The sequence below is a fragment of the Micromonospora sp. NPDC049366 genome (genome assembly GCF_044466625.1).
Lineage (GTDB): Bacteria > Actinomycetota > Actinomycetes > Mycobacteriales > Micromonosporaceae > Micromonospora.
On sequence record NZ_JBITMV010000003.1, the window covers coordinates 303157 to 323332 of the forward strand.

At 73.8% G+C, this 20176-nt stretch carries 16 protein-coding genes and 1 riboswitch; of the genes, 8 read left to right on the forward strand and 8 right to left on the reverse strand.

The annotated features are described in order from the left end of the window. Positions 1-167 precede the first annotated feature (167 nt). From ACIBTV_RS07420 to eccB, 3 genes are all read right to left on the reverse strand, one after another. Positions 168-1424 (reverse strand): WXG100 family type VII secretion target, encoded by a 1257-nt coding sequence (locus ACIBTV_RS07420; RefSeq protein ID WP_396703161.1) that lies wholly within the window; start codon positions 1422-1424, stop codon positions 168-170. Beyond that, entirely contained in the window at positions 1417-1785 is a 369-nt protein-coding gene (locus ACIBTV_RS07425; RefSeq protein ID WP_396703162.1) for a hypothetical protein, read from the reverse strand. The genes ACIBTV_RS07420 and ACIBTV_RS07425 overlap by 8 nt, the downstream gene beginning before the upstream one ends. A gap of 93 nt (positions 1786-1878) precedes the next feature. Further along, on the reverse strand, positions 1879-3447 hold the full coding sequence (gene eccB / locus ACIBTV_RS07430) for a type VII secretion protein EccB (protein ID WP_396703163.1): 1569 nt from the start codon (positions 3445-3447) through the stop codon (positions 1879-1881). A 160-nt stretch (positions 3448-3607) separates the two neighbouring features. Between eccB and ACIBTV_RS07435 the strand changes: the two genes are divergently transcribed. Further along, on the forward strand, positions 3608-4798 hold the full coding sequence (locus ACIBTV_RS07435; RefSeq protein ID WP_396703164.1) for a type VII secretion protein EccE: 1191 nt from the start codon (positions 3608-3610) through the stop codon (positions 4796-4798). On the opposite strand, the gene eccD is transcribed toward ACIBTV_RS07435, so the two are convergent. Beyond that, positions 4782-6179, reverse strand: coding sequence for a type VII secretion integral membrane protein EccD (gene eccD, locus ACIBTV_RS07440; RefSeq protein ID WP_396703165.1), 1398 nt, complete (start codon positions 6177-6179; stop codon positions 4782-4784). The genes ACIBTV_RS07435 and eccD overlap by 17 nt on opposite strands. Positions 6180-6346: 167 nt before the next feature. Here eccD and eccCa point away from each other — a divergent pair, with 167 nt between their 5' ends. The 6 genes from eccCa to ACIBTV_RS07470 all read left to right on the forward strand — a co-directional run bounded on the left by eccCa (position 6347) and on the right by ACIBTV_RS07470 (position 14678). Beyond that, positions 6347-10309 (forward strand): type VII secretion protein EccCa, encoded by a 3963-nt coding sequence (eccCa, locus tag ACIBTV_RS07445; protein WP_396703166.1) that lies wholly within the window; start codon positions 6347-6349, stop codon positions 10307-10309. A 223-nt stretch (positions 10310-10532) separates the two neighbouring features. Beyond that, complete coding sequence (locus tag ACIBTV_RS07450) at positions 10533-10841, forward strand: WXG100 family type VII secretion target (protein WP_091592956.1); 309 nt, start codon at positions 10533-10535, stop codon at positions 10839-10841. Positions 10842-10869: 28 nt separating this feature from the next. Next, entirely contained in the window at positions 10870-11151 is a 282-nt protein-coding gene (locus tag ACIBTV_RS07455) for a WXG100 family type VII secretion target (RefSeq protein WP_396703167.1), read from the forward strand. An 86-nt stretch (positions 11152-11237) separates the two neighbouring features. Further along, the gene (locus tag ACIBTV_RS07460) at positions 11238-12752 is read left to right on the forward strand and encodes a S8 family serine peptidase (RefSeq protein ID WP_396703168.1); all 1515 of its coding nucleotides are present in this window, start codon (positions 11238-11240) and stop codon (positions 12750-12752) included. Between the two features lie 34 nt (positions 12753-12786). Continuing rightward, a complete protein-coding gene (locus tag ACIBTV_RS07465) occupies positions 12787-13317 on the forward strand; it encodes a hypothetical protein (protein WP_396703169.1) in 531 nt (176 codons plus the stop codon). Between the two features lie 17 nt (positions 13318-13334). Beyond that, positions 13335-14678, forward strand: coding sequence for a WXG100 family type VII secretion target (locus ACIBTV_RS07470; RefSeq protein WP_396703170.1), 1344 nt, complete (start codon positions 13335-13337; stop codon positions 14676-14678). A 147-nt stretch (positions 14679-14825) separates the two neighbouring features. Here the strand turns inward: ACIBTV_RS07470 and mycP are convergent, their stop codons facing one another. Then, positions 14826-16073, reverse strand: coding sequence for a type VII secretion-associated serine protease mycosin (mycP, locus tag ACIBTV_RS07475; protein WP_396703171.1), 1248 nt, complete (start codon positions 16071-16073; stop codon positions 14826-14828). Positions 16074-16175: 102 nt separating this feature from the next. Further along, positions 16176-16508: a helix-turn-helix transcriptional regulator gene (locus ACIBTV_RS07480; RefSeq protein ID WP_396703172.1), complete on the reverse strand. Its 333-nt coding sequence runs from the start codon at positions 16506-16508 to the stop codon at positions 16176-16178. A gap of 206 nt (positions 16509-16714) precedes the next feature. On the opposite strand from ACIBTV_RS07480, the gene ACIBTV_RS07485 reads away from it, so the two are divergent. After that, the gene (locus ACIBTV_RS07485) at positions 16715-17395 is read left to right on the forward strand and encodes a carbonic anhydrase (protein WP_396703173.1); all 681 of its coding nucleotides are present in this window, start codon (positions 16715-16717) and stop codon (positions 17393-17395) included. A gap of 78 nt (positions 17396-17473) precedes the next feature. Here ACIBTV_RS07485 and ACIBTV_RS07490 read toward each other — a convergent pair whose 3' ends face one another. Continuing rightward, positions 17474-18493 carry a coiled-coil domain-containing protein gene (locus ACIBTV_RS07490; RefSeq protein ID WP_396703174.1) on the reverse strand — a complete coding sequence of 340 codons (1020 nt, stop codon included), beginning with the start codon at positions 18491-18493 and terminating at the stop codon, positions 17474-17476. A gap of 4 nt (positions 18494-18497) precedes the next feature. Next, positions 18498-18628: riboswitch (cyclic di-AMP (ydaO/yuaA leader) on the reverse strand. A gap of 166 nt (positions 18629-18794) precedes the next feature. Next, positions 18795-20174, reverse strand: a complete 1380-nt coding sequence (locus ACIBTV_RS07495) for a YibE/F family protein (RefSeq protein ID WP_396703175.1) — start codon at positions 20172-20174, stop codon at positions 18795-18797. Between the last annotated feature and the right edge of the window lie 2 nt (positions 20175-20176).

The window sequence follows — 20176 nt, forward strand, 5'->3', positions numbered from 1 at the left end:
TCCGTCACCCACCACACCCAAAGCCGTTGTGTCCGGTGTGGCACGGGCGCCCGGCGGGGTCTGCGTTCGGGCCCCCCCCCCCGCCCCCCCCCCCCCCCCCGGGGGGGGGCCCGTCGCCGATCGACACAGGGGCCGCGGGGCCGGATGCTCCGGTGCGGCGGGCGGGGTCAGTCGCCGGTGCCAAGCACCGGCGGCGGGGCCGCCCGGCCGTCCTGCCAGACCATCTCGTCCTCGGTGAGCCAGGTGAGGCGCTCGTCGTTCTCGTCGTCGTGCTGGCCACCGCGCCCGCCGAGCACTCCCGGCCTGTTCGTCCCGGCACCCCGGCCCCGAGAGGTCGCTGCCGCCCGGTCGCCGCCGTCGGCGCGTCGCCCGTCCATGCTCCGCCCCACACCGGTGGCGGACCGCGCCTCCGCGGCGACACCACCGGTCGGGCGGACGGTGGGAGCCGAGGAGCTGCCCGCGGAGCCGGCCAGGGCGCCGGTGCCCAGCAGGCCGCCGGCGGCCGTGCCACCGGCCGCGCCGAGAAGCAACCCCGCGCCCGACCCGGCACTCGCGGCCCCGGTGAGCCCGAGCCCGCTCTGACCGGTGCCCGACGGCACCGCACCGCCGGTGAGCGGGTCGGCCCCGGAGAGCGAGGTGCCGGCGCCAGGGTCGGTGAACTCGGTGCCGGGGGTCGTCCCGGTGGGGCCGTGGCCGGTCAGGTCGGTCACGGCACGGCCGCCGCCCGGTCCCTGGGCGACCCGGTCCGGGGTCACCACCGTGGCACCGCCCGTGTGCGGGCCGAGGCCACTGCTGCCGGGGATGGCTCCCGGCGTGGTGGAGTGCGGCCCACCGCGGGTGGTCACCCGGCCGTCGTCGACGGTGCCTGGGGTGTCGGGGGGCGGCGGCGGGGGCGGGACGACCCGGTCGTAGGCGGACAGGTCGTAACCGGCGGCCAGCTCGGCCACCACGTTGACCATGCGCTGGTGTGCCTTCTCCTGCTCTTCCTTGTCCTGCTGGTGGCCCATCAGACCGCCGACCACGGCGCCCGGCAGGCCGAAGACGGAGCCCTTCACCGCGCCGGAGAATGCCTTGTCGTGGTCGTCGGTCTCCTCCGGGCTCTCCGCCTGCTTCTGCGCGGTGCGCAGCTGGCCCGCCATCATGGTGAGGGCCTGCGTGATGTCGGCCGTGCCCTCGCCGAGGGTGCCCGCGTAGTCGACGACCAGCGTCACGCGGCGCTGGAACTCCTGCCCGGCCGAGCCCGTCCAGGTGTTGGCGAGCTTCTCCAGGTCGCTTGCCAGGTCGCGGCCGAGGCCGTCGAGGATGCCCTTGACCGACGACCACTGGGCGGCCACGCCTTCGATCTGCTCCGGGCTGCCGGCCATCACGGCGTCGTAGAGCTCCTGGTGGCTCGAACCCTCGTAGCGCTGGGTGTATTCAGACACGCCGCCCCTCCTCCGGCTTCAGCGCCTCGTCGACACCGTTGAGCGCTGCCACGATGTCGGCCGCGCTGGCGGCGTTGCGTGCCTCGGCGGTGCGGTAGTTGGCGAGGATCGTGCTGGTGGCCTTCTGCGCCGCCGTGACGGCCTGCCGCAGCCGCTCCGCCTGATCCGCGTAGGACTGGTGGATCTCCGAGTAGCGGCGGGCGTTGCTGGTCGCGTCGTGGAACGAACCCAACGCCGGAGGGCTGCACTGCATCTCGGTGTTGAGCTTGCGCAACACCGACTCGGCCTGGGTCAGCCGGTCGGCCAACCGCGATTGGAAGTCCTCAAGGGACAACAGATCGACTTCCGTGCGCCCGGTCATGGCAACATCCCCGTGGTGGTAATCGACAACCGTTGGCCGCTTTCAGGTTAGTCGACGGCAGCGACCTGGGCGACCCGCCGTCCGGGGCCCGACTCAGCCCTCCGAGGACGTGCCCGACGACGTCTGACCGGCCTCCGGTGCCCCCGACGCCGGGCCCGTGGAGCCCGACGGGCTGCTCGGCGTGCCGCTGGACGACGGCGAGCCGCTGGGCGACACCGGGGGTGGCGCCACCGGCGGCGGCGCGGAGACCGGCACGTTCGGCTCGAAGACCGCGAACGCGTCGGCGCGTTCCAGAGTGGGCCCGGTGGGCACGAGGGCGAGCAGCGACCCCGGCACGGCGAGCGGCGGGACCCCGCCGTAGCCCAGCGCGGCCCGCGCATCCCCCGAGCGGGTGCCGAGCGGATAACGGATGCCCTGGGCGCTGATCAGGTAGACGGTGGTGCCGGCCGCGCCCGCGCCGCTCTCGCCGGAGCCCGGGGCGGCCTGGACCAGCACGCCCTTGCCGCCGGGGAGCAGCACCTGCTCGGCCGTGCGTACGGCGTCGCGCGCGGTCTGCCGGACCGGCAGCGGTCCGGAACGGTCCCCGCTCAGCTCGGCCGGAGCCCGGTCGAACACCTCGATGGTGGTGATCGGCGGGCCGCCCCCCGCGCTTGCCCGGTAGGTCGCGCAGAGCACCGTCTGGCCCTCGCGCACCGGGTAGAGCTCGGGCAGCGCCCGCGGCATCCCGGTGTCCACCCGCTGATCGGTGAGGACCTGCCCGGCCTGGTCCGGCGTGATGTCGGTGACGTCGCCGCCCTCGCGCAACAGCAGCAGCGCGCTGACCTCCCCGATCGAGGCCAGCCCCTCCCGGGTCAGCACGTAGTGCTGACCGGCGGCCCGGTAGACCTGGCCGACCCGGCCCGCCCGGCCGGCGACCGCCACCGGGCTCGCCTCGTTCATCCCCGGAAGCGCCGGCTCGCGCAGGGCCGGACCGGCGGGCACCGCGTTGAGCAACTGCTGACCGACCGTGAGCAGGGGAGCGTTCGCCATTCGCAGCGCGGCCGCCCGGTTGTCGCCGACCAGTTGCAGACGGGCGTCGCCGGTGAGCAGGTGGCGCTGACCGTCGACGGTGACCAGCACGGCCCGGTCGCCCAGCGGGGTGCCGCCGGGCAGCGGGCGGTCGATCACCAGACGGGTGCTCGTCCGGCGCGGATCGGCCGGGTCGGGCACGTCGCAGACCGACCACGGCAGCCCGGCGAGCGACTTGCGGTCGGGCAGGGCGTCGGGGGCGCCGACGATGCCGATGGTGCGGCCGCGCGGGCGCTCCCGGATCGAGGCCTGCGACATCGTCCGGACCTCGGGGTCGGCCTTGTCCAGCGCGAGCCGGGCGGACGCGTAGTTGAGCGTCGGGTAGAGCTGGCCGTCGACGAAGACGTACGTCGCGCCGGTCTCCCGCTCGATCACCAGCGTGTCCGGCTCCAGCGGGGCGGTGTTGCCGGTGAACTGCCCGTACGCGCCGGCGCCGCCGAGCACAACGGCGGCGGCGATGACGCTGCCGACGACCGCCATGCCGAGGCGTCGCATCGGCAGGCTGCTGGTCTCCGGGTCACCCGAGAGCAGCGCCGAGACGATGCGGCGGGTGACGAAGCGGTACGCCTGCACCTGATCGCGGCGGGTCCGCATGACTTACCTCCGGCGGGGTGGATCCGCGACGATCAGGTCCGGCTCCTGTCGCGGGCTTCCCTACGATAAGGGGCCGTCGGTGGATCGTCGGGCCCGCGCCCGCGACCGGCAGCGTACCGACGTGGCGGGAAGCCGCACCGTGCAGGAGGGACAGTCACCCATGACGCAGGTTCAGGCGCCACCCACGCGTACGGCCACGGATCCGTCCGGGACGACGGGCCGCCCGGTCGCGGCGCCCGTCCGACGCCGACGTGGCCGGGTCGGTCCGCTCGTGGTCGGTCAGCTCGTTCTCGTGGAGCTCTGTGCGGTCGCCGTCTGGGCCGCGCTGGGCGGGCCGGCCTGGGTGGTCGGCGCGGTCGGCGCGGTGACGCTGGTCGTCCTGCTCGCCGCGTTCGCCCGCCGCGGAGGGCGCTGGTGGTACGAGGACCTGTTCCTGCGCCGCCGGCTGCGCGAGCGCCGGGAGCGTGCCCGGGCCACCCTCGCCGCCGGCGGCGGGAGCGAACCCCGGCTGGCGTCGCTCGCCCCCGAGCTGTCCATCATCGAGCTGACCGACCGGGGCACCCGCCTCGGCATCGGCCAGGACGACCACGGCTGGTTCGCGGCGGTGGCCCTGTACGGCCGCTCCGGCGCTCCGGCCGGCTCGGTGGAGTCCGCCTCCGTGGACCGGGCGGTGCGGGTGCTCACCGAGTTCAACGGGCCGGTGACCCGCGCGCAGGTGGTCTCGCACACCATGGTCTGGTACCCGGCGCCGGGGTCCCCGCCCGCGGCGCACCGTACGGTCTGGGTGGCGCTGCGGCTGTCGGTGCGGGACGCCCGGACGGAGACGGTGGCGCGCGGCGGTGGGATGGCCGGCGTGCATCGCACACTCGCTGCGGGCGTGGGCCGGCTCGGCAAGGCGCTGAACGCCGCCGGGCTGCCGTACCGGGCGCTGGGCCGCGACGAGTTGCGCGCCGCGGTGGTCTCGGCGGCGGGCCTGGACCTCACTCCGGACCCGCCCGCGGAGATCTGGACCGGTCTGCGCGGAGGTGGCTGGACGCACCGCTGCCTGACCCTGCGGGCGCGGCCGGAGGCGCCGCTCGGCACCCTCGTGGACGCGGTCACCGCCACGTCGGCGCCCTCGCACACGGTCGCGGTGACCGTCCTGCCCGGCGGTCGTCCGGCGGCCCCGCTGCTGCGGGTGGCCGCGATGGACAACCACGTGGAGGCGCTGGAGAAGGTGGTCCGGGACGTCGCACGCCGGTGCGGCACGCCCGGGCGTCCGCTCGACGGTCAGCACGGCCCGGGCGTGTGGGCGGCCACCCCGGCCGCGGCGCCGCTGGCCGGGGAGGGGCCGGTCAGGGCCGCAGGTTGACGATCCAGCCGTAGAGGCCGAGCACCCACACCGCCAGCGGCACCAGCGCGACGATCAGCAGGATCTCCGCGATGTCCAGCAGCCGGCCCCAGACCGGCGAGATGTGCTTGCCGGCCACGGTCAGGCCGTAGATCAGGCTGACCACGGCGGCCAGCACCAGGCCGCCCACGATCACCCCGAGCCGCACCGGCATCCCGCCGTCGGCGAAGGTGGCCGCCGCGGTCAGGCCGACACCGACGGTCCCGGTGAGGAGCACCGGCGTCCGCTGACCGCGGCCGAGGAACGGCCGGGCCCGCAGCAGCGACAGCAGGGCCAGCGCCAGGCAGAGCAGCACCGACGGCAGCCGGCCGTTGAGGGCCAGCAGGACCTGCGCGCCCAGCACCACCAGCGACACCGTCCACAGCAGACCGGTGAGGAACTCGTCGGCGCGTTCGCTGAGCTGCAGGACGCGGCGGCCGTCCACCGACTCGCTGTCGGTCTTCAGGTCGTCCGGTCCGGTCGGGATGGACGGGACGGGCAGCCGCGCCAGGCGGTACGCGGCCATCGGCAGCGCCGGCACCGCGCCGAACGCCACCGCCGCCACGACCGCGGCGGCGGCGGTGGCGCTGATGCCGAAGGCCAGGCACAGCACGGCGCCGAGGCCGGTCACCACACCGACCGCGACCGCGCCGAAGAAGAGCGGCAGCCGGTCGCCGACGGCGAGCGCCGCCACCGCCGCGAAGAGCACCACCGCGGTCGCGGCGATCAGCACGTGCGGGCTGGCCAGCTCGGTCAGCCCCCGGTCACCGGCGAGGAGCAGCAGGCCGCCGACCGCCGCGTAGCCGAGACCGACCGTGGCCAGCACCGCGCCGGTCCGGCTGTCGCCCGCGGCGCGGGACAGCACCGCCGCGCTGACCAGGAGCGCCACCGCGACGAGGAGGGCAGCCAGCGCGCCGGGCAGCTGCGGCGGCCCGGCGAAGAGCGCGGCCACCGCGCCGGCGCCGAGCGCCGCCGCCGCGAACAGCACCGCGAACGACCGGGTGGTGCCGAGCTGCCACGCGCCGGGCCGCTGGTTGGTGGCGGTCGCGACGGCGTCCACCACGTCGTCGAAGACGACCTCGGGTGCGGCCGCCGCGCGCGGGTTGAAGTAGAGGACCTCGCCGTCGCGGACGCCGAGCTGCGCGACCGTACGCCCGCCGTCGAGCGGCTGACCGCCGAGCCGGGCGAGGCTCCATCCGCCGTGGCGTACGCCCTCGTCGGCCAGGTCCTCCCCGGCGTAGCGCAGCAGCGTCGGCAGCAGGTCGGCGAGGGGTACGTCGGACGGCAGCGCGAGGTCCATCCGGGTGCGGGGTGCCACGATGGTGATCCGACTCAGGCCGCCGGTCGCCGTCTTCGTCGCCACTGTGGCCTCCTCGCGCTCTGGAACGATCACCGGCCGGGAACGTCGCCCCTGCGGGTCCGCGACGCCCACGGGAGATTACCTACGATGGCAGCCACATACGATGCCCACCCGACGAGTTCCGACCCGTCGTGGAGCTTCGACAGCGCAGCTTCTGGGGAGGAGACAGCGTGAGCACGGTGGTGTTCCGCCGGCTGCCGCGTCAGCCGGGGCCGGCGTTACCACGTGGCGAGGTGCTGCTGGAGTCCCCGCCCGAGCTGCCCGAACCGACGCCCCGGGGCATGGGTCAGCTGCTGATGATCCTGCCGATGTTCTGCGGTGTCGGTGCGATGGCGTTCCTCTACGCCGGCCGCGGCGGCAGCACGATGACGTACATCGCCGGTGGGCTCTTCGGCGTCTCGATGCTGGGGATGGCGCTCGGTTCGCTGAGCAACGGCGGCAACGACAAGGCGGAGCTGAACGCCGACCGCCGCGACTACATGCGCTACCTCGCGCAGATGCGCAAGCGCACCCGTCGCGCGGCGGAGCAGCAGCGCGCGGCGATGGCGTGGCGCCACCCCGAGCCGGACGCGCTCTGGTCGATCGCCGCGTCCCGCCGGCTGTGGGAGCGGCGGATCACCGAGGACGACTTCGGTGAGACCCGGATCGCCCTCGGCCCGCAGCGGCTGGCCGTGGAGATCGTGCCGCCGGAGACCAAGCCGGTGGAGGACCTGGAGCCGATGAGCGCCATCGCGCTACGTCGGTTCGTCCGCGCCCACTCCACCGTGCCCGACCTGCCCACCGCCCTGTCCGTACGCGCGTTCAGCCGGGTCGTCCTGCGCGGTGACCGGGAGCCGGTGCTCGACCTCGCCCGGGCCGCCCTCGGGCAGCTCGCCACCTTCCACGCCCCGGACGACCTGGTGATCGCGGTGGTGGCGGCGCCCGACCGGCAGCACACCTGGAACTGGGTGAAGTGGCTGCCGCACGCCCACCACTCCGGGCGCACCGACGCCGCCGGCGCCCGCCGCCTCGTCTTCGCGAGCCTGTCCGAGGCGGAGGAGGCGCTCGCCGACGAGCTGGCCGGGCGCCCCCGGTTCGCGCCGGAGGCGAAGCCGCTGACCACCGCACCGCACCTGGTGGTGGTGCTCGACGGCGGCGAGGTCTCGCCGACCTGCCAGCTGATGGGCCCGGGCCTGCTCGGCGCCACCATCATCGACCTCTCCGGCACCGTTCCCCGGGACGCCGGCCGCTGGCTGCTCTGCCTGGACGCCGGCGATGGCTCCAACCTGGAGCTGGTGCGCGGGGCCTCCACGTCCCGGCTCGGCCGGCCGGACCGGTTGAGCGTCGCCGCCGCCGAGGGGCTGGCCCGGCAGATCGCCCCGTACCGGCTCTCGCAGCAGCAGACCACCTCCGAGGAGCCGCTGGCCCGCAGCATGGAGCTGCCCGACCTGCTCGGTGTCGGTGACGCCGCCACCGTGGACGTGCAGCAGACCTGGCGGCCCCGCAGCCACCGCGACCGACTGCGGATCCCGCTCGGCGTGGGCCCGGACGGCAACGTGGTCGAGCTGGACTTCAAGGAGTCCGCGCACGAGGGCATGGGCCCGCACGGCCTGGTCATCGGCGCGACCGGCTCCGGCAAGAGCGAGCTGCTCCGTACGGTGGTCGCCGCGCTGGCGGTCACCCACTCCTCGGAGGAGCTCAACTTCGTCCTCGTCGACTTCAAGGGTGGCGCGACGTTCGCCTCGCTGGAGGCGCTGCCGCACACCAGCGCGGTGATCACCAACCTGGCCGACGAGCTGCCGCTGGTCGACCGCATGCGGGACGCGCTGGCCGGTGAGATGAACCGCCGCCAGGAGGTGCTGCGGGCGGCCGGCAACTACGTCTCCCGCTACGAGTACGAGAAGGCCCGGGCCGGCGGCGAGCGGCTGGAGCCCATGCCCAGCCTGCTCATCATCTGCGACGAGTTCAGCGAACTGCTGGCCGCGAAGCCCGACTTCATCGACCTCTTCGTGATGATCGGCCGGCTGGGCCGGTCGCTCGGCGTGCACCTGCTTCTGGCCAGCCAACGGCTGGAGGAGGGGAAGCTGCGCGGTCTGGACACGCACCTGTCGTACCGGATCGGCCTGCGGACCTTCTCCGCGGTCGAGAGCCGGATCGTCCTCGGTGTGCCCGACGCGTACGAGCTGCCCAGCGCGCCGGGGCACGGCTACCTGAAGACGGACACCAGCACGATGCTGCGGTTCCGGGCGGCGTACGTCTCCGGACCGTACCGGGCGCCGGGGCAGCAGGTGTCCCGCTCGCAGGCGCTGGTGCAGCGGCGGATCGTGCCCTACGGCGTGGACTTCGTGCCGGTGCGGACGCCCCAACTGCCGGTGGAGACCACGCCGGAGCCGGAGCAGCCGGCCGACGGCAAGGCCGTGGCGATGCTCGACGTCCTCATCGACCGGCTCAAGAGCCAGGGCCGTCCCGCGCACCAGGTCTGGTTGCCGCCGCTGGCCGAGCCGCCGGGGCTGGGGGAGCTGCTGCCGCAGCTGGCCGTGCACCCGAGCTTCGGCCTCTGCACCGCCAACTGGGCCGGCCGGGGTCGGCTCGCCGTGCCGGTCGGTGTCGTCGACCGTCCGTACGAGCAGCGGCGCGACCCGATGATGGTGGACCTGGCGGGCGCGGGCGGCAACGTGGTCATCGTCGGCGCCTCGCTGAGCGGCAAGAGCACCATGCTGCGGTCCCTGCTGGCCTCGCTCGCGCTCACCCACACCCCGCGCGAGGCGCAGTTCTTCTGCCTTGACTTCGGCGGCGGTGCGCTGCGCAGCCTGGAGGGGCTGCCGCACATGTCCGGGGTGGCCGGCCGGCGGGACACCGAGGCGGTCCGCCGCACGGTGGCGGAGGTGGTGGCCGTCCTGGACGACCGGGAGGCCCGCTTCGCCCACCACGGCATCGACTCGGTGGCGAGCTACCGCCGGCGGCGCGCCGCGGGCGAGTTCGCGGACGACCCGTTCGGTGACGTGTTCCTGGTGGTCGACGGCTGGAACACGCTCCGCCAGGAGTACGAGGAGCTGGAGCAGACCATCACCAACCTGGCCAACCGGGGGCTGGGTTTCGGCGTACACGTGGTGATCACGGCGGTGCGCTGGGCGGAGATCCGGATCAACATGCGGGACCTGCTCGGCACGAAGTTGGAGCTGCGGCTCGGCGACGCGGCCGAGTCGGAGATCGACCGGCGGGCCGCGCAGAACGTACCGGTCGGCTCGCCCGGCCGTGGTCTCACCCGCGAGAAGCTGCACTTCCTCTCGGCGGTCTCGCGGATCGACGGGCGGCGGGACGTGGACGACCTGAGCGAGGCGTCGGCGGCGCTGGCCCGGCACGTGGCGGAGAACTGGCCGGGCCGTCCGGCGCCGAAGGTGCGGTTGCTGCCGCGCCGGCTGCCGGTGCACGAGCTCGCCCGGATCATCGACCGTTCGGCGCCCGGCCTGCCGATCGGTGTCAACGAGTCGGCGCTGGCCCCGGTCTACCTCGACCTGGCCAACGAGCCGCACCTGACGGTCTTCGGCGACGCCGAGTGCGGCAAGACCAACCTGCTGCGGTTGATCGCCCGCGGCATCACCGACCGCTACACGCCGGCGCAGGCCCGGCTGGTGATCGCGGACTACCGGCGGGGGTTGCTCGGCGCGGTGGAGGGCGACCACCTGCTCGACTACGCGCCGTCCAACCAGGTGTTCGCGCAGGGCCTGGCGTCGATCCGCAGCGCGCTGTCCAACCGGCTCCCGGGCCCGGACGTCACGACCGCCCAGCTGCGCGACCGCAGCTGGTGGAAGGGGCCGGACCTCTACATCCTGGTCGACGACTACGACCTGGTGGCCTCCGGCGGCAGCAACCCGCTCAGCGCCCTGCACGAGCTGTTGCCGCAGGCCAGGGACATCGGGCTGCACCTGATCATCACCCGTCGGGTTGGTGGCGTGGCCCGGGCCCTCTACGAGCCGGTGCTGCAACGCCTGCGCGAGCTCGACAGCCCGGGTCTGCTGATGTCGGGCAACCGGGAGGAAGGCGCGGTCTTCGGCACGCTGCGACCCAGTCCGCAGCCGCCGGGCCGGGGCACGCTGGTGCGTCGGCGCGACGGCCAGCAGTTGATCCAGACCGCCTGGTCGGAGCCGGCCTGACGGCAGGGGCGCCCGGTCGGTTTGCCGACCTGGCCGGGTACGTCCTGGATGTCACAGCCTGTTCCACTGTGGTCCATCGATCGGCATCGGGGCCAGGGCTGCGCGCGCTGGTCCCGGTCCGCTACGGTTCTTCACAGGAGTGTCCGTCGGTGGGGTGTTCGGCCTTGCCGCGGGGGAGGGCGCGGCAGATCCGCCGCCACTACATGACGGAAGGGTGTGAAGCATGGCGTTCGAGGTCGAAGCTGCGACTCTACATACCGCCGCGAGTGACGTGCGGTCCACGCGCAGCGAGGTCGACGGCGAGCTGAAGAAGCTCTGGAACGTGGTCGACGATCTGGCCATCGCGTGGAAGGGTCAGGCGTCCACCGGCTTCCAGTCGCTCATGCAGCGCTGGAACGAGGACACCGCGAAGTTGCTGACGGCGATGGACAACATCGCCGACCTGCTCGACAAGTCGGGTACGACGCACCAGGTCAACGACGAAGAGCAGCAGCAGATGCTGGACAAGTTCCACTCTGCCCTCAACCCGTGATCCGCCGTCAGGAGCAGAGGAGGAAGTCGTGACGATCAAGGTTGACTACGCGGTCCTCGAGAGCAGCAACCAGCAGATGCTGGCCATCTCCCGGACCATCGACGAGAAGCTGGACACGCTCCGCCAGATGCTGTCCAAGCTCCAGTGGGAGGGCGAGGACCGGGCCGCCTACGAGCAGCACCAGGCTCAGTGGGACGCCGCCGTCCGGGACATCAACAAGATCCTGAACGACATCGGTGGCGCGGTCGGCATCGCCCGCGAGAACTACGTCAGCACCGAGATGAGCAACTCCAAGGTCTGGAGCAGCTGACCAATCGCCTGTGCGGCTCCGGTCCGGTTCGACCGGGCCGGAGCCGCGGTGCGTTACGAGCCCACACCGGCCCTTGGGGGAGAGCCATGCCTGCCCGGAAGCGGCGCCGACCGGTCACCCGGACGGCCATCGCCGTGCTCACACTGTTCGCCGCCGCCGGGGTCGCTCCGATGGCGGCACCGGCCCCGGCGCGGGCGGACACCGTACGCGGCCTCCAGTGGCACCTCGACGCGCTCAAGATCCCGGAGGCGCACCGGCTGTCCAAGGGGCGCGGAGTCGTGGTCGCCGTGGTCGACACCGGCGTCCACGCCGCCCACGCCGATCTGAAGGGGCAGGTGCTGCCCGGGCGGGGCTTCGGTGCGGGAGTGGCCGCCGACGGCCGGACCGACCCGGACGCGAAGGAGGGGCACGGCACGGCCATGGCCGGCATCATCGCCGGTCGGGGCGGTGGCGCCATGCACGCGCTCGGCATCGCGCCCGAGGCGAAGATCCTGCCGGTCGGTCTCGGATCCACGGACGCCCGCAGCTGGGAGTCGGGTCCCGCCATTCGCTGGGCCGTCGACCAGGGCGCCGACGTGATCAACATGTCCTTCGGTAAGCACGTCGCCGACCCGGAGACCACCGAGGCGGTCCGCTACGCGCTGAGCAAGAACGTGGTGGTGGTCGCGTCCTCCGGCAACTCGGACAGCGGCTACCCGAAGATCCCGGAGCCGGCGGCCATTCCCGGGGTGATCGCGGTCGGTGGGGCGACCCGATCCGGCGGGCTCTGGAGCGAGACCGTGACCGGCCCGGAGATGGTCCTCTCCGCCCCCGGTGAGCGCATCATCGCGCCGGCCCCGCCCGGCGCGTCCCCGAACGGCTACCTCGTCTCCGATGGCACCAGCAGCGCGTCCGCCATCGTCTCCGGCGTTGCCGCGCTGGTCCGCTCCCGCTATCCGGACCTGGACGCCGCGAACGTCGTCAACCGCCTGATCAGCACCGCGAAGGACCGCGGGCCCAAGGGCCGGGACGCCGACTTCGGCTTCGGCTCGATCGACGTGCTCGCGGCGCTCACCCGGTCCGTGCCGGCCGTCGACGCGAACCCGCTGCTCACGTCCGCCGCCGGGTCGCCCGCGCCGGGCGCGTCGGCCGGCGGGGACGAGAAGGACGGCGACGACGGGCCCGCCGTGTCCGTCGGGCTCGCCGACGGTGCCGGCTTCCAGCTCGTGCTCTGCCTGCTCGCGGTGCTGGTGGCGGTGGCCGTCATCGTGATCCTCGTGGTGGTGAACCGCCGGGCCCGCCGCCGCGCCGTCGCCGGTACCGGACCGGCCGGCTACCCCCCGCCGGGTGGTTATCCGCCGCCGGGTGGCTATCCGCCCGCTGGCGGCCCCGCGCCGGGCGCCTACCCGGTTGCCGGCGGCCATCCGCCGCCGGGCACGCACCAGCCGTATCCGCCGGCACCCGCCGGATACGGTCCGCCGCCGTCCTATCCACCGGCCGGGCCGCCCTACGGGCCGCCGCCGCAGGCCGGGCCGCACTACGGGCCGCCGCCGCAGGCCGGTTCGCCGCCGCGCTCCGGCGCACCGGGCGCATCGCCTCGGGGTCCGCAGCCGGGCCAGTGACCAGACCGTTAAGCCGCGCCAGGGGAGGACAGCAATGAGCGACGAGAACGACCGGATCGAGGTACGGACCCCGATCCACATGCCGATCAACCCGACGCTGCCGTTCGCGGGCGACATCCGGGGCATGGGCTGGGACCGGGTCGGCGTGGACCAGGCGAAGACCCCGAGTGGCCTGGTGGCCGGCGAGGGCGAGCAGGGTGTGCGTACCGAGTGGGACGCCGGCAGCCTCGACTCCGCCATCACCTGGCTGGAGTCGCACGCCGAATACCTCCACCGGCTCTCCTACGACATGATCGAGATCAAGGACAATCTCGGTGGTGACCAGGCCGTGCCGGGCGAGAGCCCGCTGGGCGGCTTCCAGTACGCGACCCAGCTCGCCCAGCGGCACGCCGAGCTCTACACCGGCACCGAGACCGGGCTGCGCAACCTCTCGGAGACCCTCTACAACGCGGCGGACGCGCTGCGCGAGGTCAAGCGGAAGTACGAGGACGCCGAGGGCGCCAACGCCATGACGGCGCAGCAGATGCAGGAGGCGTTCGCCAAGGCCGCGAGCGGCGACCACTAGAGCGGGGGTACGGGGAGATGGGCGACAAGAGCTGGGAGCAGATGGCCCGCGAAGTGCTCGTGGCGGGCCGACCGGACCGCATCGCCAGCGCCGCGCTGGGCTGGAAGGAGCTGGTCAAGAACATCGGCGAGGTCAAGGAGAGCCTCGAGAAGAACGTCAAGGACCTCGGCGTGGTCTGGAAGGGCCCGGCGTACGAGGCGTTCAAGACGCACATCGAGGGCCTCGCCAAGCAGGCCGGTGACCTCCAGGACGACATCAACAGCCCGGGCCGGGGCCGGGTCAGCATCGTGACCACGCTGGATACGGCCGCCAAGAACCTGGAGACGGCACAGAACGCCATGCCGATCCCGGCGGCCTGCGTCGGTGACGTGCTGGCGGCCCGCAACGGTGAGATCACCCTGGGCGTCGGCATGTTCGAGGCCAAGGTCAAGGCCGACCTCCTGGGCAGCTGGCCCGCGGAGCAGGTCGGCAAGCTCACCGACTGGGTGACCGGCTGGTTCTCCGACCAGGAGGGCGAGGCCCGGAAGGTCTACGACCAGGTCAACGCGGACTACCGCGCCCGGGTGATGGAGACGCCCACCGCCCGGCCGGTCGATACGGACACCTACGACTCCGACGTGCCGAACCTCGACACCGGCGATCACGGCAAGACCATCGGCTCGGTTCCGGACATCGGCGGGAAGGCGAAGACCGGCGGGATCGGCGACGTGTCGACGGCGAAGCTGGACGGCTTGCCGGAGACCGGCAAGCCGGGCATCGGCTCCGGCGCCCACCCGGAGCTGTCCAACGCCTACCCCGACACCACCACCGGCGGTGGCTACCCGGGCACCGGCGGGATTCCCGACGACTACGGCACCGGCCTGGCCGGCGCCGGCGGTGGCACGGCGACCGCTCCGGGTCTCGGGTCGGGCTTCGGCTCCGGTGGCACCGGGCTCGGGGCGAGCGGCGGTGGACTCGGCGGAGGCGGTGGCCTCAGCGGCGGGGCCGGCACCGGGATGATCCCGGGCGGCGGAGCCCTGGGCCGCGCGGTCAGCCCCGGCATGCCCCCGATGATGGGCGGCGGCGCGGCCGGTGCGGGCCGCGGTGGTGGTGGTCGGCTCGGCGGGGGCAAGCTCGGGGCCGGTGGCATGCCCGGTATGGGCGGCATGGCCGGTGGGGGCGCCGCCGGCAAGGGCGGCGGCGGCAAGGCCGGTGCTGCCGGCCTTCGGGGCGCGGGTGCCCGCGGCCCGGGGATGGCCGGTATGGGCGGCGCGGGCGGCGCCGGCTACGGCGAGGAGGAGTCGGCCCGCAACACCTGGCTGGAGGAGGACGAGGACGTGTGGGGCGCGGACGGCGACGGCGCGCCCGGCATCCTGCGCTGATCCGCTGACGGAAGGGGCGCCGCTCGACCACGGGTCGGGCGGCGCCTCCGCATCTGGCTGAACCGTGGACCGCGCTTCCCGAACCCGAGCCCGTCGGCGCCGCTCGACGGGTCACCGCACCGGTCGGTCGGCGGGGGTGACGCGTCGTCAGCCGGCGGCGGGAAGGTCCATTTCAGAGGGTCGACGGCCCGGGCGCCAAGCGCGTCGGCGGCCCCGGGTCAGGATCGGCTTGACCGCCAGCAGCACCGCCGCGAGCAGCGCGCCCACGACCGCCACCCAGACGGCCACCGTGCGCTGCCAGCCGAGTGGGTCCTGCCGTGGCGCGGGTGCGGCGATCGCCGCCGGCGGCGGGTCCTTCCGTGTGCCGAGCAGGGTCGCCACGGCGCGGTACGGGTTGACCATGCCGTAGCCGATCTCGGCGTTGTGGCCCTCCGGCGGATTGTCGGCCGTCCGGGTCAACCGCTCCGCCACCTGCTCGGGCGTGAGGTCGGGATGTGCCGCGCGGATCAGCGCGACCACCCCGGAGACGTACGCTGCCGCGAAGCTCGTGCCGCCGGCCTCCATGTTGAGGTAGCCCGACCCGCCCGGGGCGGGCCCGACGATGTTGAGCCCGGGGGCGGCGATGTCGACGTAGTCGCCGCTGACCGAGCTGTCGACGTGCCCGCCCTCCTCGTCCATGCCGGCGACCGCGATGACACCGGGATAGCGTGCCGGGTAGGCGGGTTGGTCCGGCCGCTGCTCGCGCCGGTTGCCCGCGGCGGCGACGAGGACGACCTGCTTGCGCAGCGCGTAGTCGACGGCGGAGGCGAGCTCAGGCCGGTGCAGCGTCACGAGGGACAGGTTGATCACGTCGGCGCCGTGGTCGACCGCCCACCGGATCGCGTCGGCGATCTGCCTGGGCAGGCCCTCGTCCTGTCGGGTCTCCGCGTCGGGCAGCACCCGGATCGGCAGAATGCGGGCGTCCGGGGCGATGCCGGAGAACGGCGCGCCGGTGCCGTCCCGACCGGCGATGATGCCGGCCACGATGGTGCCGTGCCCCGCCTCGTCGCACTGGCCCTGCCGGGCCGGCAGCCCGTTGAAGTCGCGGCCCTCGCGCACCTGGCCCTTCAGCACGGGGTGGATCGCCGAGACGCCGGAGTCGATCACGGCAACGGTCACGCCGGCGCCCCGGGAGAGCCGCCAGGCGGAGGACGGCTCCAGGCGCCGCAGGGCCCAGGATGTCTCGGTGGGCGGCGCGACGCCGGCCGGGCCGCAGGTCGGCGCGGCCAGCGCGGGCGTGGGCGGGACCAGCACGGGTCCGAGAAGGACGGTCAGTGCTCCACAGAGGACCATCCGGATGCCCCGTCCGGCGCGACGGGTGCCCGCGTCACCGACCGGCCGCCTGCTCACACGCACGTCGGAAGACTACCGCCGCCGGGCCGGTCGTGCGGTGACGGGAGGCCGCCGGGCGGGGTGACGCAACGGTGGGTGTGGATGGCGGGCCGGGGGAGCGCCGGCTCAACTCGCGTCGGGGGCGGGTTCTTCGGTGAACAGGGCCAGCAGGGCGCCCACCTCCCGGTCCGCCTCGGCGGGGTGGCGGAACCGGCCGGTCGGATTGAGCGTGTACTCGTTGCGCCGGCCCACCCGGGTGCGTACGAGGTAACCACCGGCTTCCAGGTCGGCGACGATCGCCTGGGCGGCGCGCTCGGTGACCCCCACCTCGTCGGCGACGTCGCGTAGTCGGGCTGTCGGGTTCCGGGCGATGGCGAGCAGCACGTGCCCGTGGTTGGTGAGGAACGTCCAGTTCCGGGTGCCCCCGTATCCGCTCGCGCTCGTCGCCATGGCCGCCATGGTATGACCCGGGCCCGGTTTCCGCCGTTCGCGAGGTCGCCGGGGTGCTGCGAGGACCGGTCGACCGCCGCCGCGCGACGAACACCTGATATGCAAATCACGTATCCCTTGACGTATCTTGCGCCCGGTGTGACCGTTGAGCACAGCCCGCGTCCGCCCGCGGCCGAGGGTGACCAGGCCCGTCGCGTGGGAGTCGAGGTATCGGAATGAGCGCAGCCGGAGCACCCGGGGCACAGCGCACGCCCGGCACGCCGGAGGCGTCGGTGCTCGATCCGGAGCAGGCGTTGGCCGAGCTGCGGGCGGGCAACCAGCGGTTCGTCACCGGTGTCCCGCACCATCCGAATCAGGACGCCGGCCGCCGGGCCGCCGTCGCTTCCGAGCAGCACCCGTTCGCGGTGATCGTCGGGTGCGCCGACTCCCGGCTCGCCGCCGAGATCATCTTCGACCGGGGGCTCGGGGACCTCTTCGTGGTCCGCACCGCCGGCCACACGACGGGGCCCGAGGTGCTGGGCAGCGTCGAATACGCGGTCACCGTGCTGGGCGCGCCGCTGGTGGTGGTGCTCGGGCACGACTCCTGCGGAGCGGTGCAGGCCGCCCGGGACTCGGTCGCCACCGACTCGACGCCGCCGGGGCACCTGGCAGCCGTGGTCGACGCCGTCGTGCCCAGCCTGCGCCGGGCCGCGGCCGCCGGGGTGGACGACATCAACGGCATCGTCGACATCCACATCGCGCAGACCGTCGAGGCCCTGCTCGGCAACTCGCCGGTGCTCGCCGCCGAGGTGGCCGCCGGGCGGTGCGCGGTGGTCGGCATGTCCTACCGGCTGGCGGCCGGCGAGGTACGCGAGGTCGCCTCCGTGCCGGCCGGCACGGCACGCGCCGCCGCCTGACCCGGCCCTCCTGGACGTACGACGAAGGGGCCGCCCCGCGACGCGCGGAGCGGCCCCTTCGCATGCCACCTGTCGTCGCTACAGCAGCGACATGTGTACGTGGTCGGTGTGGTTCGACGGTCCGCTGTACGACTTCCAGCCGGTCGCCGGGAACCAGATCTGCCTGTTCCAGATCACGTAGTAGATGCCGAGTCGGTCGGCGTTGCGAATCAGGAACGCGGCGAGGTTGTTGCCGTACATGCGGGTGTCGTCGTTGTGCCACGGCGCGAAGCCGCTCTTCTGCAACGACCAGTCACAGGCCCGGCCCTTCGGGTGCTCCCACGGCCCACCGGAGCGGTAGCAGCCGACGAACCGGTTGAAGCCGGCTCGCTTGACCTCCTTGTACGCGTGGAGCGTGCGCGGGGTGATGCACCCCGAGGTCGTCGGGTCGTTCTCGCTGCAGGACTCGGGCTTCCAGTCACCGTCCGCGTCCCGGCCGGGGGCGACCCGGGCGACGGGTGAGGTGGCCGAGACCAGGCCACCGGTGAAGCCCTTCCCGCCGACCAGGGCCAGCGCCTTGTCCGCGTCGCGCTTCTGCTTGGCCATGATGGCGGTCTGCTTCTGCTGCTCGCCGACCTCCGCGTCGATGGCGAGCTTGGCCAGCTCAGCGCGCCTCTTCACCGCGTTGACCTCGGCCAACTTCTGGGAGTTGACCAGGTTGAGCTCGTCCAGCCCGGTGGCCCGCTGCACGAAGGAGTCGGGGCTGTTGCTCTCCAGGAGCATGGCCATCGCGCCGATGCGCCCGGTCCGGTAGGACTGAGCGGCGATCTCGCTGACCTGCGGGGCCAGCGCGTCCAGCTCGTCCTGGGCGCGCTTCACCTCGAGGGCCAGCTCCGCCTGGCGCGTCTTGGACTTCTCCAGCTTCGCCTTGGCCGCCGTGTAGTTCCGGTTGGTCTGCTCGATCACGTCGGTGAGGAGCTTGGGCTCGGCGTCCTCCTCGTGCCCCGAGGGGGTGGAGGGGTTCGGCGCGGCCGATGCCGGGAGGGGCCCGGCGAGCACGGCCAACGCGGCCAACACGGCCGCCACAGGCGTCAACCAGCGGCGTAGGGGTGCCGTCACAGTGTTCCCTTCCGTCGACCGCCGACCGGGTTAGCTGACGGGTTCGGGGCGGAAGTGGCCCCTACCGCTCGCGCGGATTCACCCCGGGTACCTGGGTTCCCGGTTCGCCGGGTGGCGATTGGGCGGTGGCACCGCACGCGCCGCTGCGCGCCTTCATCGGTGACCGGCAGCGAGGTTACCCGAGAGTCCTCCGGGGGATCTACGTCCGGATGCCGACTAAAAGCGTCATTTCGGCATTGCGCTGTGTGATCAGTGACCGGGTCGTCAGCTCGCCCCACCCGCGCCGTCACGCTGCGGAGTGTCACCATGCGCTGTCCGTTCTCCTGTCCGGTTCGGGCCGCCCCGGGCGGGCGGCGAGGGGTGGGTCCGGGTCGAGCGTCCGGCCGTGCCGGCCGGCGCTCAGTGCCTCCAGCGCCTCGGCCCGGTCCGGTGCCGGCCGGGCGGCCGGAGGTGGTGGCGTCGGTGCGGGCGGGCCCGCGTCACGGTCCGCCGCGCCGTGACGACCGGCCGTGGTCACCAGGGCCGCCAGTGCGGTGGTCAGCGGGACGGCGGCGATCAGGCCGAGCGTGGCGACCGCGCTGCGTACGATCTCCTGGGCCAGGAACTCGCTGGTGAGGATCTGGGCCGCCCCGCGTGAGTCGGCGGTCAGCAGGAGCAGCAGCGGCAGCGAGGCGCCGGCGTACGCCAGCACGATCGTGTTCACCGTCGACGCGATGTGCGCGCGGCCGACCCGGGTCGCCGCGCGGTACAGCTGGAGCCGGGACAGCCCCGGGTTGGCGTGCGCCAACTCGGTGACCGTGGCCGCCTGGGTGACGGTGACGTCGTCGAGCACGCCCAGTGAGCCGATGATGATGCCGGCGAGCAGGAGGCCGTGCAGGTCGACGTCGGCCTGGAACATTGACAGGGTGGTGGCGTCCTCGCTGCCGAAGCCGGTCAGGTGGGTGGCCGCGGTGGCGATGGTGCCGAGCACTCCGGTCAGCACCAAGCTGCCCAGCGTGCCGAGCACCGCCACCGAGGTCTGGGCCGTGACCCCGTGCGTCAGGTACAGCACCACGAACATGATCAGCGCGGCGCCGACCACCGCGACCAGCAGGGGCGGGCTGCCGGCGCTGATGCCGGGGAGCACGAAGCCGAGCAGGATGGCGAAGCTCGCGGCCAGGCCGGCGAGCGCGGCCACGCCCCGCCACCGCCCGAAGGCGACGATCGCGGCGGCGAAGACGACGGCCAGCCACAGCAGCGGCTTGCCGCGCTGGTGCTCGGCGATGTTCCAGCTGCTCGCCGACGGGTCGGCCGGGTCGGTCAGCTCGACCAGGATGATCTCGTCGCCGACCGCCACGGTCGGCGCGCCCGGGCCGTCCGGGATCGGGGCCTCCACCTGTCGACCCGCCGCCGGGCCGTCCTCCACCTTCACCCCGACCGTGCCGCACACGCCGGGTGAGCCCGTCCCCGGTGTGCCCTCCGGGGTGGGCGGGGCGGGCGGACACGGCTCCGAGACGACCCGGGTGACCGTGCCGTGGTACCTCGGCACGTCGGAGCCGTCCGCCGGCTCCGGCGCGTTCCACGGCCAGAGCAGCAGTGCGGCGACCACCGTGGCGAGGACGAGCGGGACCACCGTCGCGACGAGGATCCGTCGCACCCGCGGCGGGGTGGACGGTGCGGGACGGCTGTGGTCGGCACCCAATG

Bases quoted from the DNA above. Each gene is read 5' to 3' on its own strand.
- ACIBTV_RS07425 (WP_396703162.1), bottom strand. From the start codon at position 1,785: ATGACCGGGCGCACGGAAGTCGATCTGTTGTCCCTTGAGGACTTCCAA.
- eccB (WP_396703163.1), bottom strand. From the start codon at position 3,447: ATGCGGACCCGCCGCGATCAGGTGCAGGCGTACCGCTTCGTCACCCGC.
- ACIBTV_RS07435 (WP_396703164.1), top strand. From the start codon at position 3,608: ATGACGCAGGTTCAGGCGCCACCCACGCGTACGGCCACGGATCCGTCC.
- ACIBTV_RS07450 (WP_091592956.1), top strand. From the start codon at position 10,533: ATGGCGTTCGAGGTCGAAGCTGCGACTCTACATACCGCCGCGAGTGAC.
- ACIBTV_RS07460 (WP_396703168.1), top strand. From the start codon at position 11,238: ATGCCTGCCCGGAAGCGGCGCCGACCGGTCACCCGGACGGCCATCGCC.
- ACIBTV_RS07465 (WP_396703169.1), top strand. From the start codon at position 12,787: ATGAGCGACGAGAACGACCGGATCGAGGTACGGACCCCGATCCACATG.
- ACIBTV_RS07470 (WP_396703170.1), top strand. From the start codon at position 13,335: ATGGGCGACAAGAGCTGGGAGCAGATGGCCCGCGAAGTGCTCGTGGCG.
- ACIBTV_RS07480 (WP_396703172.1), bottom strand. From the start codon at position 16,508: ATGGCGGCCATGGCGACGAGCGCGAGCGGATACGGGGGCACCCGGAAC.
- ACIBTV_RS07485 (WP_396703173.1), top strand. From the start codon at position 16,715: ATGAGCGCAGCCGGAGCACCCGGGGCACAGCGCACGCCCGGCACGCCG.